At 65.3% G+C, this 16187-nt stretch carries 10 protein-coding genes; 5 read left to right on the forward strand and 5 right to left on the reverse strand.

The window, feature by feature from the left end; translation table 11 throughout:
* The first annotated feature begins 600 nt into the window (after window positions 1-600).
* The 3 genes from NCS58_RS32895 (at window position 601) to NCS58_RS32905 (ending at window position 3362) form a co-directional block, all read left to right on the forward strand.
* On the forward strand, window positions 601-2271 hold the full coding sequence (locus NCS58_RS32895) for a pyrrolo-quinoline quinone (RefSeq protein ID WP_250477956.1): 1671 nt from the start codon (window positions 601-603) through the stop codon (window positions 2269-2271).
* 390 nt (window positions 2272-2661) lie between these two features.
* On the forward strand, window positions 2662-2928 hold the full coding sequence (locus tag NCS58_RS32900; protein ID WP_250477957.1) for a hypothetical protein: 267 nt from the start codon (window positions 2662-2664) through the stop codon (window positions 2926-2928).
* Window positions 2929-3041: 113 nt separating this feature from the next.
* Entirely contained in the window at window positions 3042-3362 is a 321-nt protein-coding gene (locus NCS58_RS32905; protein ID WP_311765934.1) for a DUF4148 domain-containing protein, read from the forward strand.
* A gap of 165 nt (window positions 3363-3527) precedes the next feature.
* On the opposite strand, the gene NCS58_RS32910 is transcribed toward NCS58_RS32905, so the two are convergent.
* The 5 genes from NCS58_RS32910 to NCS58_RS32930 all read right to left on the reverse strand — a co-directional run bounded on the left by NCS58_RS32910 (window position 3528) and on the right by NCS58_RS32930 (window position 14209).
* Window positions 3528-6581: a hypothetical protein gene (locus NCS58_RS32910; RefSeq protein ID WP_250477958.1), complete on the reverse strand. Its 3054-nt coding sequence runs from the start codon at window positions 6579-6581 to the stop codon at window positions 3528-3530.
* Complete coding sequence (locus NCS58_RS32915) at window positions 6578-7825, reverse strand: cytochrome P450 (protein WP_143756348.1); 1248 nt, start codon at window positions 7823-7825, stop codon at window positions 6578-6580. Before NCS58_RS32915 ends, NCS58_RS32910 begins: the two co-directional genes overlap by 4 nt.
* A 72-nt stretch (window positions 7826-7897) precedes the next feature.
* Window positions 7898-11176 (reverse strand): AAA family ATPase, encoded by a 3279-nt coding sequence (locus NCS58_RS32920; RefSeq protein WP_250477959.1) that lies wholly within the window; start codon window positions 11174-11176, stop codon window positions 7898-7900.
* A 233-nt stretch (window positions 11177-11409) separates the two neighbouring features.
* Window positions 11410-12126, reverse strand: coding sequence for an OmpW/AlkL family protein (locus NCS58_RS32925; protein WP_409219323.1), 717 nt, complete (start codon window positions 12124-12126; stop codon window positions 11410-11412).
* 100 nt (window positions 12127-12226) lie between these two features.
* Window positions 12227-14209, reverse strand: coding sequence for an MFS transporter (locus NCS58_RS32930; protein ID WP_250477961.1), 1983 nt, complete (start codon window positions 14207-14209; stop codon window positions 12227-12229).
* 655 nt (window positions 14210-14864) lie between these two features.
* On the opposite strand from NCS58_RS32930, the gene tssK reads away from it, so the two are divergent.
* Both tssK and NCS58_RS32940 read left to right on the forward strand, forming a co-directional pair.
* Complete coding sequence (gene tssK / locus NCS58_RS32935; protein ID WP_250477962.1) at window positions 14865-15185, forward strand: type VI secretion system baseplate subunit TssK; 321 nt, start codon at window positions 14865-14867, stop codon at window positions 15183-15185.
* Between the two features lie 223 nt (window positions 15186-15408).
* Entirely contained in the window at window positions 15409-16179 is a 771-nt protein-coding gene (locus NCS58_RS32940) for a hypothetical protein (protein WP_250477963.1), read from the forward strand.
* Window positions 16180-16187: the final 8 nt, after the last annotated feature.

Below are 16187 nucleotides of genomic sequence, written 5' to 3' on the forward strand. Positions count from 1 at the left end.
GAAGAATTTTTCGAACCCGCTCGCCAATATGGCGGACCTGACCGAATCGTAATCTTTTTGATCAACAAACGCCGCAAGCATGGAGAACGGCCGCCTCGAACTTGCATCGTCGTGTCGAAAATAATTTTTCGCGGCCGCATTGATTCGCTCTGCGATCTGCGATAGCTTTCAAACGGTCGTCACCGTCGAATGCTGCTCTGCCCGGCCCGGCAACAACCTGTTTCGTGAATTCGACAAGCGCCTGCGATGAAGCAAGTCTGTCCGGAAGCTCCCGCGTGGCACGCTATGCACCGGAGTCCTTCAATAGTCGCCGACGCATTTCATCGTTCGCCATAAAGCCCGTCAAGATTACAAACGCGTTGTCGTGCCGCTGCACGATAGCTTTCTGATCAGTGAAGACCAGGCGTCTCACGTTGCGCCCGAACGTTCGGTGGCGAAAAGGTCGTCGTGTGCTTCCGGTGTAAAAAGCGCTCGACGGGTCGCAGCGTCCGCCGCAAGACCGGGGCACTGCAATTGCTCTGACTGAAATTGCTCTGTTGCAGCACCGCCGTGGCGCGACAGCGCGGTGCCCGTGCCGGCTTTCGGAGAAGGAGAAAGCAAATGAATGCGCGTTTTTCCGCTTATGCCGCCGCACTCGGCGCCGTGCTGATCACGGCAATCATCGGCGCGTGCAGCGGCGGTGACTCCGGCGGCGATTCGACATCGGCCGCCGCGGCCAGGACGCCATCGAGCGTGTCGAATGCAGCGGGCGCGGCCGCCGCGAACCCGATGGACGTCGTCACCTGGCACAACGACATTGCCCGCACCGGCCAGCAACTGGCGGAAACGATCCTCACGCCCGCGAACGTTCGTTCGAGTACCTTTGGCAAGCTCGCCGTCTATTCCGTCGATGGCGTCGTCGACGCCGAGCCGCTCTTTCTCGCCGGCGTGCCGATCGCGGGCGGCACGCACAACGTGGTCTACGTCGCGACGGAGAATGCCAGCGTCTACGCCTTCGATGCGGACAGCGGCGCCGTGCTCTGGAAGGTCTCGACCCTCGGCAACGGCGAGTCGCCGAGCGACGACCACAAGTGCACGCAGATCACGCCGACCATCGGCGTCACGGCGACGCCGGTCATCGACCGCTCGCGCGGACCGAACGGTGCGATATATGTAGTCGGCATGTCGAAGGATGGCTCGGGCGGCTATCACCAGCGCATTCACGCGCTCGACATCACGACGGGCGCCGAGCTCTTCAACGGTCCGACGGAGATCCGCGCGACCTATCCGGGCACTGGCGCGGGCAGTCAGAACGGCACGCTCACGTTCGATCCGGGCCAGTACGCCGAGCGCGCGGCGCTGCTTCTGCTGAACGGCGTCGTCTATACCGCGTGGACCTCGCATTGCGATTACATGCCGTACACCGGCTGGGTGATGGGCTACGACGCGAACACGCTGCAGCAGGCGAGCGTGCTGAATGTCACGCCGAACGGCCAGATGGGTTCCATCTGGATGAGCGGCGCGGGCCTCGCGTCGGACGGCGAGGCGATCTATCTGCTCGACGCCAACGGCACCTTCGACCCGACGCAAAACGAGCACGAGATGCCGATCCACGACAACTACGGCAATGGTTTCCTGAGGCTCAACCTGGGGCCGCTCAGGGTGCAGGATTACTTTCAGCCGTCGAACACGGTGCAGGAGTCGAATCAGGACGAAGACCTCGGCTCGGGCGGCGCAATGGTGTTGCCGAATTTTGCCGATGCAAACGGCAAGGTCTGGCATCTCGCGGTCGGCGCCGGCAAGAACTCGACGATCTACGTCGTGAATCGCTTTTCGATGGGCAAGTTCGATTCGAACGCGGATCACATCTATCAGGAGCTCGTCGGCCAGATACGCGGACCGATGTTCGGGGCGCCCGCGTACTTCAACAACACGGTGTATTTCGGCGCGGTCGGCGACACCATCAAGGCGTTCAGGGTTTCGAACGCCGCGCTGTCGGGCACGCCTGCCAGTCAGACGCCGAACACATTCGGCTTCCCCGGTGCGACGCCGGGCATTTCCGCGAACGGCACGGCGAACGGCATTCTGTGGGCGGCGCAGAACGGCTCGATCGGCGTGCTGCGCGCTTACGACGCGAACAATCTGGCCAACGAGCTTTACAGCAGCGTCGATGCCGGCGGGCGAGACCAGTTCGGCCCGGGCAACAAGTTCGTCACGCCGATGATCGCGAACGGCAAGGTGTATGTGGGGACGAAGAGCGGCGTCGCCGTGTTCGGGTTGCTGTCGAAATAGCGAGAGCTCGCTCGCAGCGACCAGAACGAAACGTTCCCGCCGTCAGTATTGACGAAGCGAGCATCCGCAGGCGCGCCTCGACGATGTGCATGCGGATCGTCACACGTTCCGGCATCGGCCCCGATGCCGGAACCATCAAACAGTCAAACACTCGACGTTCGGCTATTCAAATTGTCGAACTCGAGTTCGTCTTCCCTCCTGAATCTCCAAGCAAAACCTTACCTGGGCATCTCGCGCCAGCTCGCGAGGTAGTCCCGCAAACTCGATCCGCATAGTCGAACGAGAACCCCGGCGGCGCGTGCGCGTCGGCGACCGAGGCCCCAGTCATGAAACTGGTCGCAAGCGCGTCGCAGGCTTGCGTTCGCAAATTTGCTCGAAGAGGTGATGGCGATGAAATCAACGTTATTTCTGGCACTTTCGGCTGCGAGTGTGTTCGCGATCGGCGCGGCACAGGCTCAGGACAGGCCGCCGGCGCAGGACGCGTCGATGCAACTGGACGCGAGAGGCGAGCCGTCGGCGGCGCCCAACGACACGGCTTATGGCGGTGCACGGCCCGCCAGCATGTCGGGCAATCCGTCATCGCGTGATGCGAGGGCGGCAGGCGCCGACAGGGCATGCACGCCGGGGCTTGACTGCGACATCTATCGCGGTCAGTAGATCACGACTTCGTCGTTCGATGACGAAGCAAGGACAGGCGCGACGACGCGTGCGTCATACGTGCAGGTGCATCGGACCGTCGTGTCTGCGATGCACGAATCCAACGGAGATGAATGATGAAGATGCTCTTTATTGCGGCAACGCTGTTTTCCACGGCGCTCGTTGCAACGACGGCGCAGGCGCAGACAGGCGAGCCGCTGACGCGCGCGCAGGTGCGTTCCGAACTCGTCGAACTGACGCACGCCGGCTATTCGCCGGCGTCGGAAGACGCGAGCTACCCGAGCAGCATTCAGAGCGCCGAAGCGCGCGTGGCGGTGCATGACGGCGCAAATGCGTCGGGTAGCGGATACGGCCCTTCGATCGCCGGCACGCGACAGTCCGGCGGTTCGGCGGGCACGGGCAGCCAGGGAAAGGATATTTTCTTTGGCCAGTGACCGCCTCGCCGCCCTCGTCGCGCTCGTCGCGCTTGCCACCGATGGCGGCGGGCGCAGGCATCCAGACGCGACGCGCGATCAGGTCGCCCATCCGAAAGGACTGCGCGGCTGGCTGTTGAATCGCCTCGATGGGACATCGAACACGTCGCGCGAAAAAGGACAGGCCTACGGCTTCGACAGAAAATCGAGCAGCGCCTTGCTCGGAATGAAGAAGTACCCGCCGCCGGTCAGCTTCGTCAGATCCGGCAAATCGGGCAGGCGCACCGGTCCGTCCGACGTCGGAATGCTGAAGCTGCGGCCCGGTCCGCGCCCGACGATCGGATCGACTTCGTATTCCATCGCCTGCAGGCTCGAATTGAGCAGCCACGTCTTCTGAACGAACTCGAATTGCCGCTCGATATCGCCGTTCACGCACATGAAGAACACGCCGAGCCGCTTGTTCTCGTCCAGTTGCCAGCACTTGTTCTTGTCGAGATCGCCGAAAACCCGGCTCACGCGCAACATGCGATGCCGGTTCACCGAGGCGATCTCCTCCTTCGATCCGGGAAAGCGCGTGTCGCGCGGATTGGCCCGGCGAATGTGGGCGCCAAACGGACAGCCGTGCCCGGCCGGGTCTTCCTCGCCGCACATGAAATCGTTGTCGGGCGTTCTGCCGTGAGGGCCGCCCAGGCGGGCCGGCGGCGTGCCGTGCCGCACGAGCGACGAGCCGTCTTTCCAGCGGCCGAAAAACTTCCCGAAGAGCACGGTCTTGAGGTCGTCACGCGTTTTGACGTGGGAGAACGTCGGAATGGCCGCGGAAATCGGGAAGTCCGGCGTGCCCGGTGAAGGCACGGGCGAACCGGGATGGATGCGGATGCCCGTGCTCTCGTACCAGGTGTTGAAAGCGCGCAGGTCCTGTTCGTATTGCCGCACGACCAGAAATGTCCCGTTCAGGCCGAGATCGCGTCGCCCCGACGACGCATAGCGTGCGAAGTCGGGACGCACGCGCGCCGGATCGACGCCCGCATCCGGAAGCAGATGATGCGGATCACAAGACGCTGGAATGGTGGGTCCGGGCGGAATCACGCCGAGGTTATCCGGATAGCCGAGGATCAGCTCGCCGGGTTCCACGAGATCGTTCTCGTCGTGCGCGCGGTTGCGCTGCGGCGCGCCGCGCATGACGGGCTGCGAGATGCCATCCATGAAGCCGAATGGCTCGCTGCCGCCGATCCCGCACGCCTTTTGACCGGAGCGGTCGCGCAATTGCGTCAGCGGTTGATGGTAGGCGCAGGTGTGGCCATTCGCCGAGATTGCCAGGCGCACGGTGGTCTCCAGCGTCATCAGATCTGACGGGTCCAAGCCATACGCGAGCACGAGCACATCCGGATTCGTGCGCGGGCCGCCCCACGCCCATTTCGTCGGCTCGTTGCCGTGGATGTCGCCAAGTTCCCGCGCGCGGTCCGGCGTGCTCATTCCCTGCTTGAACGCGAGCGGAAACGTTTCGATGGCCTCGCGCGGCAAGCCGAGCAGCTTCAACGCGCGCGCCGAGAAGCCGATCGCGAGCGCGGTGTTCATCTGCTTGTGAGCCGTGCCGTAGACGGCGAGATCGCGCAGTGCCGCGACGAATGCCTTGCAGTTCGCCTCGTTCTTCGAGAGCGACACCACGAAGGCGCTCGCACAGCGCATTCTCGACAGGCCGCCGAACGCGAGCGTCGATATCTGCGCGACCTGCAGCGAGGGCGCCGGCCGCGGCGTGGAGCCGAACAGCGCGAACCAGTCGATACTGTCCTGATTCGTTCCCGCAGTCGCGAAGCCCTCGTGAATCTGCGAATTGGTGCGGATGCGCGATGCGCTCAGGTTGCGGTAGGCCGCGTACCAGAACGGCGTGGGAATCTGCTGCCGGCGCGCCCAGCGCACCGTGCGGTCGCCGTCGGTCGCGCCGGCGCTGATGATGCCCCGCGTTCTCGGAAAGCCGATGCAGTTGCTCCAGATGCCCGTGACGCCCTCGGGCGCATCGGCGATGAAGTCGGCGACATACGACTCCCATGTGCCGTCGTAGTTCGACCAGAAGACGAGCTGATCGGTGCACGGAAGCCGCATCCAGCGCGCGGAATGGATGACCCCGTTCTTGCCGAGGAAGCCGAGCCTGTTCACGTAGCCGGCGGCGCCCACGCCGATGAACGCGAGGCGCAACGTCAGGCAGCGCAGGATGCCGGGTTTGAGACGCGACACCGTCAACATATGATTCTGCTGCCCGAAATTCTCCTTCGCGAGCAGCAGTCCGCCCTGCCTCGCCGACACGATGCGCTCATCGACGAAATCGGTCGCGCCGAGCATGTTGAGCCGCCACAGCGAGAGACCGAGCACGAGCGCGAGCGTCAGAAGCACGAGGAACAGCGTGGTCGCGGTGCACATGACGGCCACGAAAGTCGGCAACTGGCGCGAGAAATAGACGTTCGCGCCCATTCCAATGATCACGAGCGGCACCCAAAGCGGCCAGACCATGTTGTGGAAGCTCCGCAAGATCGCCTTGACCGCCTTAGGATTTCTTGGCAGTGATCCGACCTCTTCCTCGGCTTCCGTCGGCAAAGCCACTTCAGGCACGAACGCCCACTTCCAGGGGCGCCCCCTGGAGAGCCAGACCGTGCGGCGCACGAGCGCGAGCTGCTCCAGCGGTGAGAGCGAATACCAGCCCGGCTTGTTCTGCTCCTGCCCGATGACCTCGCGCAGCTTCTTCGCGAGATCGCGCTCGCGCGCGATGCGATCGGCGGTCAGGCCCGGCGAACCGCTGAACACCTGGCCGAGCGCGCTGAACCGCCATTTCGCGCTGATCCTGACTTCGTACGAAAGCAGAAGATCGAGCATGTCGGCGCGCGAGAGAGAAGGCTCGGCCGCGTCGAGGACGGTTCTCAACGGCGCGCAAAAATGCTCGGCGAGCTCCGCGAGCACGACCCGCGATCCGTAGTCCGACGTGATTTCAATCACCAGATGCGCCGCCTTGTTCGTCGGCCGCGAGGGTTTGAGACTCGGGGCCACGTCGGATTCGGAAGGACACAGCGTGTCGATCACGCCGAGGCTCATGAAGTGCAGGCCTCGCACCTTCCTCAACAGTTTGCGGATGTCGCGCTTCGGATAGTTGCCCCGCGTTTCCTCCGTCAGCGACCGGATGGCCGCGTTGACGTTGTCGACGTTGAGCGGATCGAACGGAACGACAATGTTGATGAAAGCGGGCGAGCTCATGACGATTTCCCCGGAATCCGGACGACGAGGTGCCGAGGAAAGATCGACTTCGGCCACCGCTGGAGGCGGCCGGCGCATCCTTGCGCGCGTTCGAGACCGGGCTGCATCACGAGCGGCTTGAATGTCTGGACGAGCTGCGCCTGCGCGATGAACGCCCCGACGCACCAGTGAAGGCCCAGCCCGAATTGCAGCCGGTCCGCGGCAGGGCGCCCCGGCGTGAACACGTAGGGTTGCTTGACCCGGCTGCGATCGAACATGGCCGACATCGTGCAGGCGAGCACGAACGTGCCCTCGCGGATGCGCTTCCTGCGCCAGGAATTCGCGGCGACGACGTAGTCCTTCTCGCACACGCGAAACGGACCGTAATTGATCGGCTTGTAGCGCAACGCCTCGAAGAGACATTGTCCGAGCAAGGTTTCGTCGCCCGACAGAGCCGCCGCGCGCGTCATTCTGAGCATCCCGCCCGTGCGCAACATCATCTCGAGGATATGACCGCCCGCGATGGTGGTCGTCGGCACGAAACCGACGATCAACCCGAGCAGAAACGCGCGCACCTCGGTGTCGCGGCTCTCCTCGCGCATGAGCCGGCCCATCACCGTCGTCGGTTTCGGGGGAACGCGCCGCGCGGCGCGGATCGCATCGTCGACCACCTCGCGCACGATGTCCGCCATCGCGTCCACATGCGGTTTCTGAACGATCGGCGGCGGCCCGAACAGGTGTCCGCTCAGACAGACGAGCGCTTCGGTGAAAGACCGGCGGTCCCCGACCGGCACGCCGAGGTATTCGACGCAAATGTCGAGCGGAACGTCCGTGATGAGCTTCTCGATCGCGTCGAGCTCGCCGCCCGTCGCCGCGCCGACGGTCCTGCTCGCGTGCCGCCGCGCGATCTCGCCGACGGTCTCCACATCGTCGAGTCTGAATACATGCATCAGCCGGACGAGCTGCTCGTCGTGAGCGCTCTTGTCGTCCGTGCCGAGGATGAACGGCGTGCCGGGCCACGATCCGTCCGCGAGCCGCGTCATCTCCCCGGCGAACGGCACCTTGAAGATGTCCGGGCGCGAGAGCACTTCTTCCACGTCCTCGCGCAACAGGACGGCCGCATAGCGGAACAAACCCGGGATCGGCCAGAGGTAGCGCAGCACGCCCAACAGATACTGCAGCGGCGGAACGTAACGCACCGGCGCGGGGCGCCGCGACGAGAGCCTCGGGCTCCTTTCGCCGGACTCGAAATCGACGTGGGGCATGTTGCCTTCCTTCTTGTTGCAAACGACGTCCAAACGCGAGCGCCATCATGCGCCGCCCGCTCCCGTCATCGATCACAGATTGGCGATGTGGCACGCACCTCCGACACGGGTCTCCAGAATCGCGCGGGCGCGGCGCAGGTCGGGAAGGTCATGAGCGTCGTCGAACGAGGCGGCGAGCAGCCTCAACTGATCTGCCGCGTCGGTCGTGGCGTCCGGTGCGCACGCGCCCTCCATCAGCTCGCAACGGGCGCGCAGCTCCCACAGCTTCGCGCCTTGCCCCACCGCCACCGCGCAGGCGCGCCGGAACGCCTCGAGCGCGGCGGCTTCGTCGCCACGCGCGCGCAGCAGCACGCCATGCACGCGATGAAGCTCCGCTTCGTCCCAGCGCTGGCCGGTCGCCCCCGTGATCGCGAAGGCCTCGTCGAGCAGACGCAACGCCATGTCGGTTTCGCCGACCCAGCCATGCGCCTGCGCCGACATTCGCAGGAAGCCCGACAGATACAGCACGGTCTCGGTCGCGCGATAGGCGTCCATGCCCCGCGTCAACGCCGCGAGCGCATCGTCGCGCGCGCCGATCGCGGCGAGACAGTAGCCCCGGAAGATCGCCTCGACCGCGTGGTAATACGCGATGCCGCTGTCCGCGATCGCGGTAGCGAGCTCGTCCAGCCGCTGCAGGCCGGCCTGCGGCGAGATCACGGTCAGCGCGACGAACGATGCGCCCACCAGCGCGTGCGCGAGCGTATAGACATGCCCGATGCGCCGCCCCTGCGCGACCGCCTCGCCGCTGGTGCGGATCGCCTCGGCGAGCCTGCCCGCGCACATCTGCGACCACGACATGTACGTCAGCATCACGACGCGCGGATCGTCGACCGTCATCGACGCATAAAGCGCCTGCTGCGCCGGGTCGTAGAGCGCGATGCCGGTTTCGAGCTGGCGAATGGCGTCGCCGAAATGGCCCATCGGATGACAGGTCACGCCGCTGAACCGATAGCCCATGAGGCGCCACAGCGGATCCTGCCGCGCCTCGCCGCGCGCGAGAATTTCCGCGGCCTGAGCCCGCGCCGACGCGAAGTCGGCGCGCATGAGCGCATGAGTCCACAGGCCGTGCAGCACGGCGAGCAGCGGCGGCGGATCGCCGAGCATCTCGCACAGGGCGCGCGCGCGGGCAAACGTCTCTCCGGTGCCGGCGACGGCATAGCCCTGCGTGGCGATCTGCGCCATGCCGATGCAGATGGTCAGCGCGAGTTCGTTCTGCAATCGCCACGGCGAGCGCTCCATCGTCGAGACGAGCAGGATGCCGCGATTCAGATGCTCCAGCGCTTCCACCATCGCCGAGCGGCGCAGCGCACTGCGGCCCGCTGCGAGCCACTGGACGACCGCCTTCTCGACGATACGCGCCTCCGTGTAATGCCACGCGAGGATTTCGGGCTGGTTGGCGACCGCATCCGCGAAATGCGCTTCCAGCGCGCCGGCGATGCGCTCATGCAGCGCGCGGCGCGTATCGCGGCCGATGATCTCGTAGGCCGCGTCGCGGATCAGCGCGTGCTTGAACGTGTATGCGGGCTCGGACGCCGCGCGTCGCAGCACGATGCCGAAGTCCACCAGCCGGTCGAGCGCCGGGCCGAGATCCTTGCCGGGCTTGACGACGAGTTCGAGCAGATGCACCGGGAAGTCGCGTCCGATCACGGCTGCCGCTTCGAGCACTTCGCGCGCGGCGCCCAGCCGGTTGAGCCGCGATTGCAGCGACGCGCGCAGCAGCATCGGCAGGGGCTTGCCTTCGAGACTGCCGACGGCGGCATCCGGCCGGGCCGCGCCTTCGACGGTCGCGCGGGTCAGTTCTTCCAGGAACAGCGGAATGCCGTCGGTGCGCAGCACGATGTTCCTGACCGTTTCGGCGGGCAGCGCCTGGTCGGCCGCGACGTGACGCACCAGCGCGGCGCTGAGCAACGCAGGCAAGGGACCGAGAAAGAGGCGCGTGACACCCGGAACGCTGTCGAAGTCGGTGAAGCTGCCGGGGCGCATCAGCACGAGCAACATGACCGGCATGCGCGGCACCATGTCCGCGACCATCAGCACGAGTTCGCGCGAGGTATCGTCGATCCACTGCACGTCCTCGAACACGATGAGCGCCGGCAGATTCGTCGCCGAGCGCCGGAGCCATGCCACGAGCGCCTGCATGGTCCGGCGGCGCTTCGCGCTCGGGCTGAGCGACCTGGTGCCGGCGACCTCGCGCCCCGGCAGATTCAGCAGGTCCGCGATCAATGCGCGATCCTCCACGGGCAGGTCCGTGAGCACCGCGTCGAACTTCGCGAGCTTGTCATCGACGGAATCGGACGCGGCGAAACCGGCGGCGTGTTCGATCTGCTGGATGCATGGACGCAGCGGCGAGCCCTGCCGGTAAGGCGAGCAAAAATAACGATAGATGCCCGACGGCTCGGCGCGGGCTTCGTCGAGCAACGCCGCGGCGAGACGCGACTTGCCGATGCCCGCATCGCCCGTGACGACTGCGATTTGCCCGTGCCCCGCGCGCGCCTGCCGCCAGAGCCGCAACAGTGTGCGGTGCTCGTCGTCGCGGCCGAGCATCGGCGAGAGCTTCGGGTTGCCGCGCGCCTCGAAGCGGCTCGCGACGGCAATCGCGCCGGCCACGCGCCAGGCGCGCATCGGTGCGGCGAGACCCTTTATCGCGAGCGGGCCGAGATCGCGGAAATCGAAGAGATCGCCCGCCAGGCGCCGGGTGGCGTCGTCGACGATCACGGAATTCGCCTGGGCCTGGCCCTGCAACCGCGACGCGATGTTGGGCGCGTCGCCCATCGCCGCCGGCCCCTCCGACTCCTCCGCTTCCGCGACGACCACGAGCCCGGTCGATACGCCGAGGCGCACGCCGAGCTGAGGCAGGCCCGCGAAACTGATCGCGCAGACCGCTTCGACCGTTTTGAGCGCGGCGTGCACGGCGCGTTCGGCATCGTCCTCGTGCGCTTCCGGATAGCCGAAATAGACGAGCGTGCCGTCGCCCCGGTAGCGCTCCACGCGCCCGCCGAACTGCGCCATGCTACGGTTGACGGCGCCGCGATACGCCAGCAGCACTTGTCGGTAGTCCTCGGGATCGAGTTCATCCGACAGCGCCGTGGACCCGATCAGGTCACAGAAGACGAAGGTGATCTGGCGACGCTCGACGCAGGCGTCCGACACCGTGCCGGCGCCATAGCTCGCGCCGCACTGCGGACAGAAGCGGGCCTGGCGCGGGCGCGCCGCGCCACAGCACGCGCAATGCGCGCGCGCCGTGCGGCGCGACGCGGCGGTGCAATTGCAGCCGACCGCGGTCACGGCGCCGCCGCACCAGGCGCATCTCACGGAGACTCCCCTTCGGGCGCGACGCGCTTGCCGCCGCGCGCCTTCAGACGCACGTCATCGTACGACGCAGGCATGATTCGATCAGCGCGCAAGGAGGCCTCCATTCTGGTGAACGAGACTCGTGAACCCTTCTGAAAACCGGGATCAGCGTGCGCCGATTCTTCTCATCGTCTGTTTCAGATTATTACAAAGCTGCGAACAAGACAATCTGCCAAGGTCCGCGTGAGGCCCGCTCAAAACCGGTATCCGACGCGCAGATACGTGATGATCGGATTGAGCGTGATCTTCGCCTCGGCCTTGCGCGTCAGCGTGCCGACAGGCGTCTGCGACTGCGTGGTGAACGTGCCCGTCGTGCTTTGCGGGATGAATGAAACCGAAAAGCCGGCGAACCAGTGCTCCGAAAACGCATACGTGGCGCCGACGTTGAATACCGGCGACCAGACCGTGCTTGCTTCCGCCGTCGTCGGGCCACCGAGCGCGCGGGCCTCGAAATCGCCGTTCGTGATCTTCGCGTTGCTGAAGGACGTGCGCGTCACGCCGATGCCGACATACGGCCTGAATTTCGATTGCGGCGCGAGAAAAAAGTACTTGAAAAGGAGCGCCGGGCTCCACTCGCGGACGGTGCCGAGCTTGCCGTATCTCGACAGCGCGCCGGTGCCGTTCACGTCGAACTCCGGCGGCACGCCGAACTCGAATTCCGCCGCGATGTGGTCGGTAATGAAGTAGCCGACGGTGAAGCCGGCGGTATCGGCGCTCGACACGCCCGCGCCGGTATTGGGCACGGTGATGTTGACCGGATTGCCGCCGACCGACGTGATCTTGAGCGGGTCGCTGCTGTCCTGCGGCGCGAGGTGGAACCAGCCCGCCGTGGCGAAGAAGCTTCCCGCCGACTGCGCATGACTCGCGGTGGCAAGGCACAGGGCCGTGGCGGCCGCGCCGGCCGTTCGAATTCCATTCACTTTGCACTCCTCCTAAAGCCACATCGACCGAAAAGGACGTCGTACTGTTCGCCCGCGCGGGCGTGGTGCGAAAGCGGCCGCCGCCTGCTGTTCACGTGCGAGATCGGAACATGCGCCAGCGGCGTGGCGCGGCGTCGTGCCTGCCGCGCCACGCGTGCATCGCCTTGAGCGCCACTGCATGGCGAATGTAGCGATGCCAGATGAAAGCCAGATCGAACACCAGCACGCCGAGCCGCCATACATACACAAAGAAGAAGCCCGCGAGCACCAGCGGCCAGATCGGCTTTTGCGGGGGCGCCTCCATGAAACGCCAGACGATGCCGGCGGCGAGCAGGACCGTTGCGCTGCCGACCAGCATCCAGCCGCCGAGCACCGGCCTGCGCGGCGCGATCCAGCCCGACAGGCTGACCAGCGCCGCGATCGCCACGAGCAGGAGGTTGCCTTCGGGCGCATGCAGACTGCCCGCGAGAAGCGCGAACTCGCGGCCGATCCAGAACCCCGAGACCGGTTCGACGAGAAAGTTCGACACCTTCGGGTCCAGGTAATACAGGCACGGCCACGCGCCGCACAGGAACGCGACCAGCGCGAGCGCCCACCATCGCGGGTGCGTCCATTTGACGAGACGCGGCAGCCGGCCCGACACGGTGACGCCCGCCAGAAGCAGGCTCAGGCACAGCACGGAGCGCACGATGCCCCGATAGGCGGCGGCGTCCACGAACTCGAATGACGCGAGCGTCGCCTTGAAGAGCAGGAAGACGGCGAGCACGTGCGTCAGGTAGGCGACCACATACGGAATGGCCGTGCTGACGATGCCGACGATGCGCCTCGTCGGCGGCGGCGGTGCCTTGCGCGCCGACGCGGGACGCGCCTCGGGCAGCACGACGTCATCGATGAAATGCGCGAACACGGCGTCGTCGCTCCAATAGCCGACGTGCGCGGCGCCCGGCACCCAATAGCGGCTGAATCCGAAGTCGTCGTACTTCGTGAACTGGAATGCGCCGCACCGGTGCTCTTTCAGATACTCGCGTGCCGTGTCCAGTTCGAAGCCGACCGGATCGCCGTAATCGTAGTAGTTTCGCCACTTGATCGGCTTCGGCAGCACGAGTGGATGATTGCGTTGCGAGCCGAGCATGGAGACCTGCGCGTCCGGGCGCTGCTGCCTGAAATTGTCGGAGGCGAGATCCATCGGGTCCCAGAGCTTCGGCCACAGCAGGATGTGCTTGTCGATTGGCGAGCCGAACGTCATGAAGCCGCGCACGCAGGTGATCCATTCCGTGGGGACCGTCGTCGCTTGCGGGCCGGGGCTTTTCACGCCGCTGGACGAGAGCGCCTGAAGCAGCGCCAGAAACGCGATGATGCTGCCCTCGCTATGCGCGACGATATGAATCTCGGGATCGCGGCTGATGCCGGGATACGCGGCGTGGAACCATTCGATGATCGTCTGCATCGCCTTGTGAAAGCGAAAGAGGATCACCTGGCGGTAGTACTGGAATTCGGCGATGAGCTGAACGTCGCTGTAGTAGTCGCGCAGCAGCTCGGGCAGCTTGAAATCGAGCAGGCCGAGTTGCGACGGGAGATACAGCAGCTTTTCCAGCACGGCGAAGGTCTCGATCTCCTCTTCGATGATGCCCGCGACCTGCGAGAAATCCTTCGGGGTGAGTTGGGCCTTCCAGCCCGAACGCTTCGCTTCCTGTTCGACGCGCGTGTAGAGCGCGCGCACGCGGCTGAGGACGGTCCGGCCCCAGGCCTTGCTTTCCTCGAGCGTATCGTCCTGCTTCACGAGATCGCGCGGCACGTCGGCCCAATACACTTCGGCGAAGCCGATGCGCGCGAGCGGGTCCTTGCTGGGCACGTCGAGGCGGCTCACGCACACTTCCCCGACGCTGCCGAGATTGAAGTAGCCGAGCGACAGCACCGGCAACGGCGGCTTGTCGAGCGCGCCGAAGCGATGGACGGCCGCGCGGATGGATTCGCTTCGCAGGGCGGGCCCGATGCCGTGGATGGCCACGACGATCTTGTCCATCACTGGAGCAGGGGCGGCGCCAAGCGGGGCAAGGCCAGGTTGAATCTGCATCTGTTATTCACTTGTCTGCGCAGGCCCGATGGACTTTGATAATCCGGCGGAATCCGCCATCGAGCTTCGCTTTCAACCTGCACGGACGCTTTTTTTAAAAGCGCCACCCGGAGTAATACGGATATCTAAACTCCTCTCGCGATAATATGCAGCGCCGGTGTTCGGTGAAAAAAATCCGGTGGGGGTTTTATGCTTGCTTTAACGTAGGTTGTGGGGGGGTGAAAGTCAAGATGGGCCTCCGTACCGCGCGAAGGCGCGTCGAACCATGAAAACGGCCGATCGTGCGGAGCCGGGAAAAGACCCGAGAAACCCGTTCACTTGGGTTTGAATCTATCCAGAAACCGGTCGGCCAGAGTCTTTGAATTAAGTAACCTGGCCGAATGATTCTCGACTTCCCAACTCCGCTGATCGTCCGAAATGGAGATCAACAGGGTGATATCGCGCGGGCCCGTGTTCAGAGAAAACAAACCTTCCTTGTCCAAACTGGGGACGCTTAACTACATCCTGCGCGATAAGGGTCTCGATTCAGGAAGCATGCCGTTCGTATAAGCCGATCGCGCGCGTGCGCAAACGTGGCGCGGAGCGGCCCGTCGCGCTCGACGAGCACCGCCAGATCGTACTCGACGAATCACTGGCCGAATGCTTCGGATGACTGATGACGACGCTTGCGCGCGCGCAGATGTCGTCCGAAGCGTTGCGCGTGCGCTTTCCGGCGCAGGTGAAACTGGGGGCCGCCGACCGGGTGCAGGGGCTCGTCACGCTCGCGCTGCCGGGCAGCGTGCTTCGGCCGCTGCCGGTCGTGCCGCCGCAGATTCCGGTTCACGCGGGCTACGACTACTTCGGGCTCGAACCGGGCGGCGAACGCACTGATCGCGCCGCGCTCCTTCTGCGCCGATTCCGCTCGACCGGGCGCGCGCCGGTGCGGCGCACGCGCCTTCGCCCACGACCACGAAGCCCTCTACGACTTTCGATGTAGGCCGTCCGGCCGATTTTGCCGTGCCCCGCCTCTGACTACTTTTGAAGCGCAGGCCCGAGGCACCGGCGCTGTTCGCCGAAGTCCCCGGGCCGCACCGCCGCCGCACCTTGGCGGCGGCGTTTCGAAGCCGTCTGGAGGGGACCATGATCCTGCATCCCGAATCGGCGGCGGCCGGCGCGCCGTCTGCATCCAGCCATTTCAGAACCGCCTCGGGAGCACCGTCATGATCGCGTTGATGACGTGCGATGCGGGCGCCCATGCCCACGACACGCAGAGGCTCGCCGACCTCTGGCACCGTCGCGCCGCGCTCAGCGAAATGGAGATGGCGCAGATCTACGGCATCGTGCTGCATGCGCTGCGGGCGTACTATCCGGCCGAGTTGCGCGGCCTGCCCGAAGACAAGGAAGAGTTGATCGCGCAGTTTTTTTACTCGCGCGTGCTACGGCTCGACTTCGATCAGCGCGTGTCGCACGCATCGGCGGAAAGCGCGCCGTCCACCGCGTATGCGCTGTGCGCGTATTTCAGGCGCTTTCTGATCGACTGCCTGCGCAGCGCAAGCGTGCAGCGCAATCTGTCCATCGAAGTGGACGGCGTGCAGGCCGAAGTGGATGCGCGTCCCCACGCCCCCGACGATCCCGTGGAGACGGCGCTCGCCGAACACGGCCTCGGCGAGCGGCGCGTGCGGGAACTCGCCCGCGCGTTCATCGCGTCGCTCGATCCGTCCGATCGCATCATCCTCGCGGGCAGCCTCGGCGCGTCGCACGACCGCAAGGGCGGACTCAAGGGCGTGGCGCATGAGAACGAGGTGCCGTCGTATCACTATCGCGCGTGCAAGCTCGGCGTCACCATGAAAAAAGACGCGACGCCCGGATGCTTCGCCCTGACCAGGATCGGACGCTGGATCGAGAACACGCTGGGCATCGAAATCGCGCTCGAGAACCGCGACGTGATCCTCATTGTGCTGAGCCTGCTCGCGCTGGAGGCGCATGAATGAACGCGCGA

Origin of the sequence: Caballeronia sp. INML3B (assembly GCF_023631305.1) — a bacterium.
GTDB classification, from domain to species: Bacteria; Pseudomonadota; Gammaproteobacteria; order Burkholderiales; family Burkholderiaceae; genus Caballeronia; species Caballeronia turbans.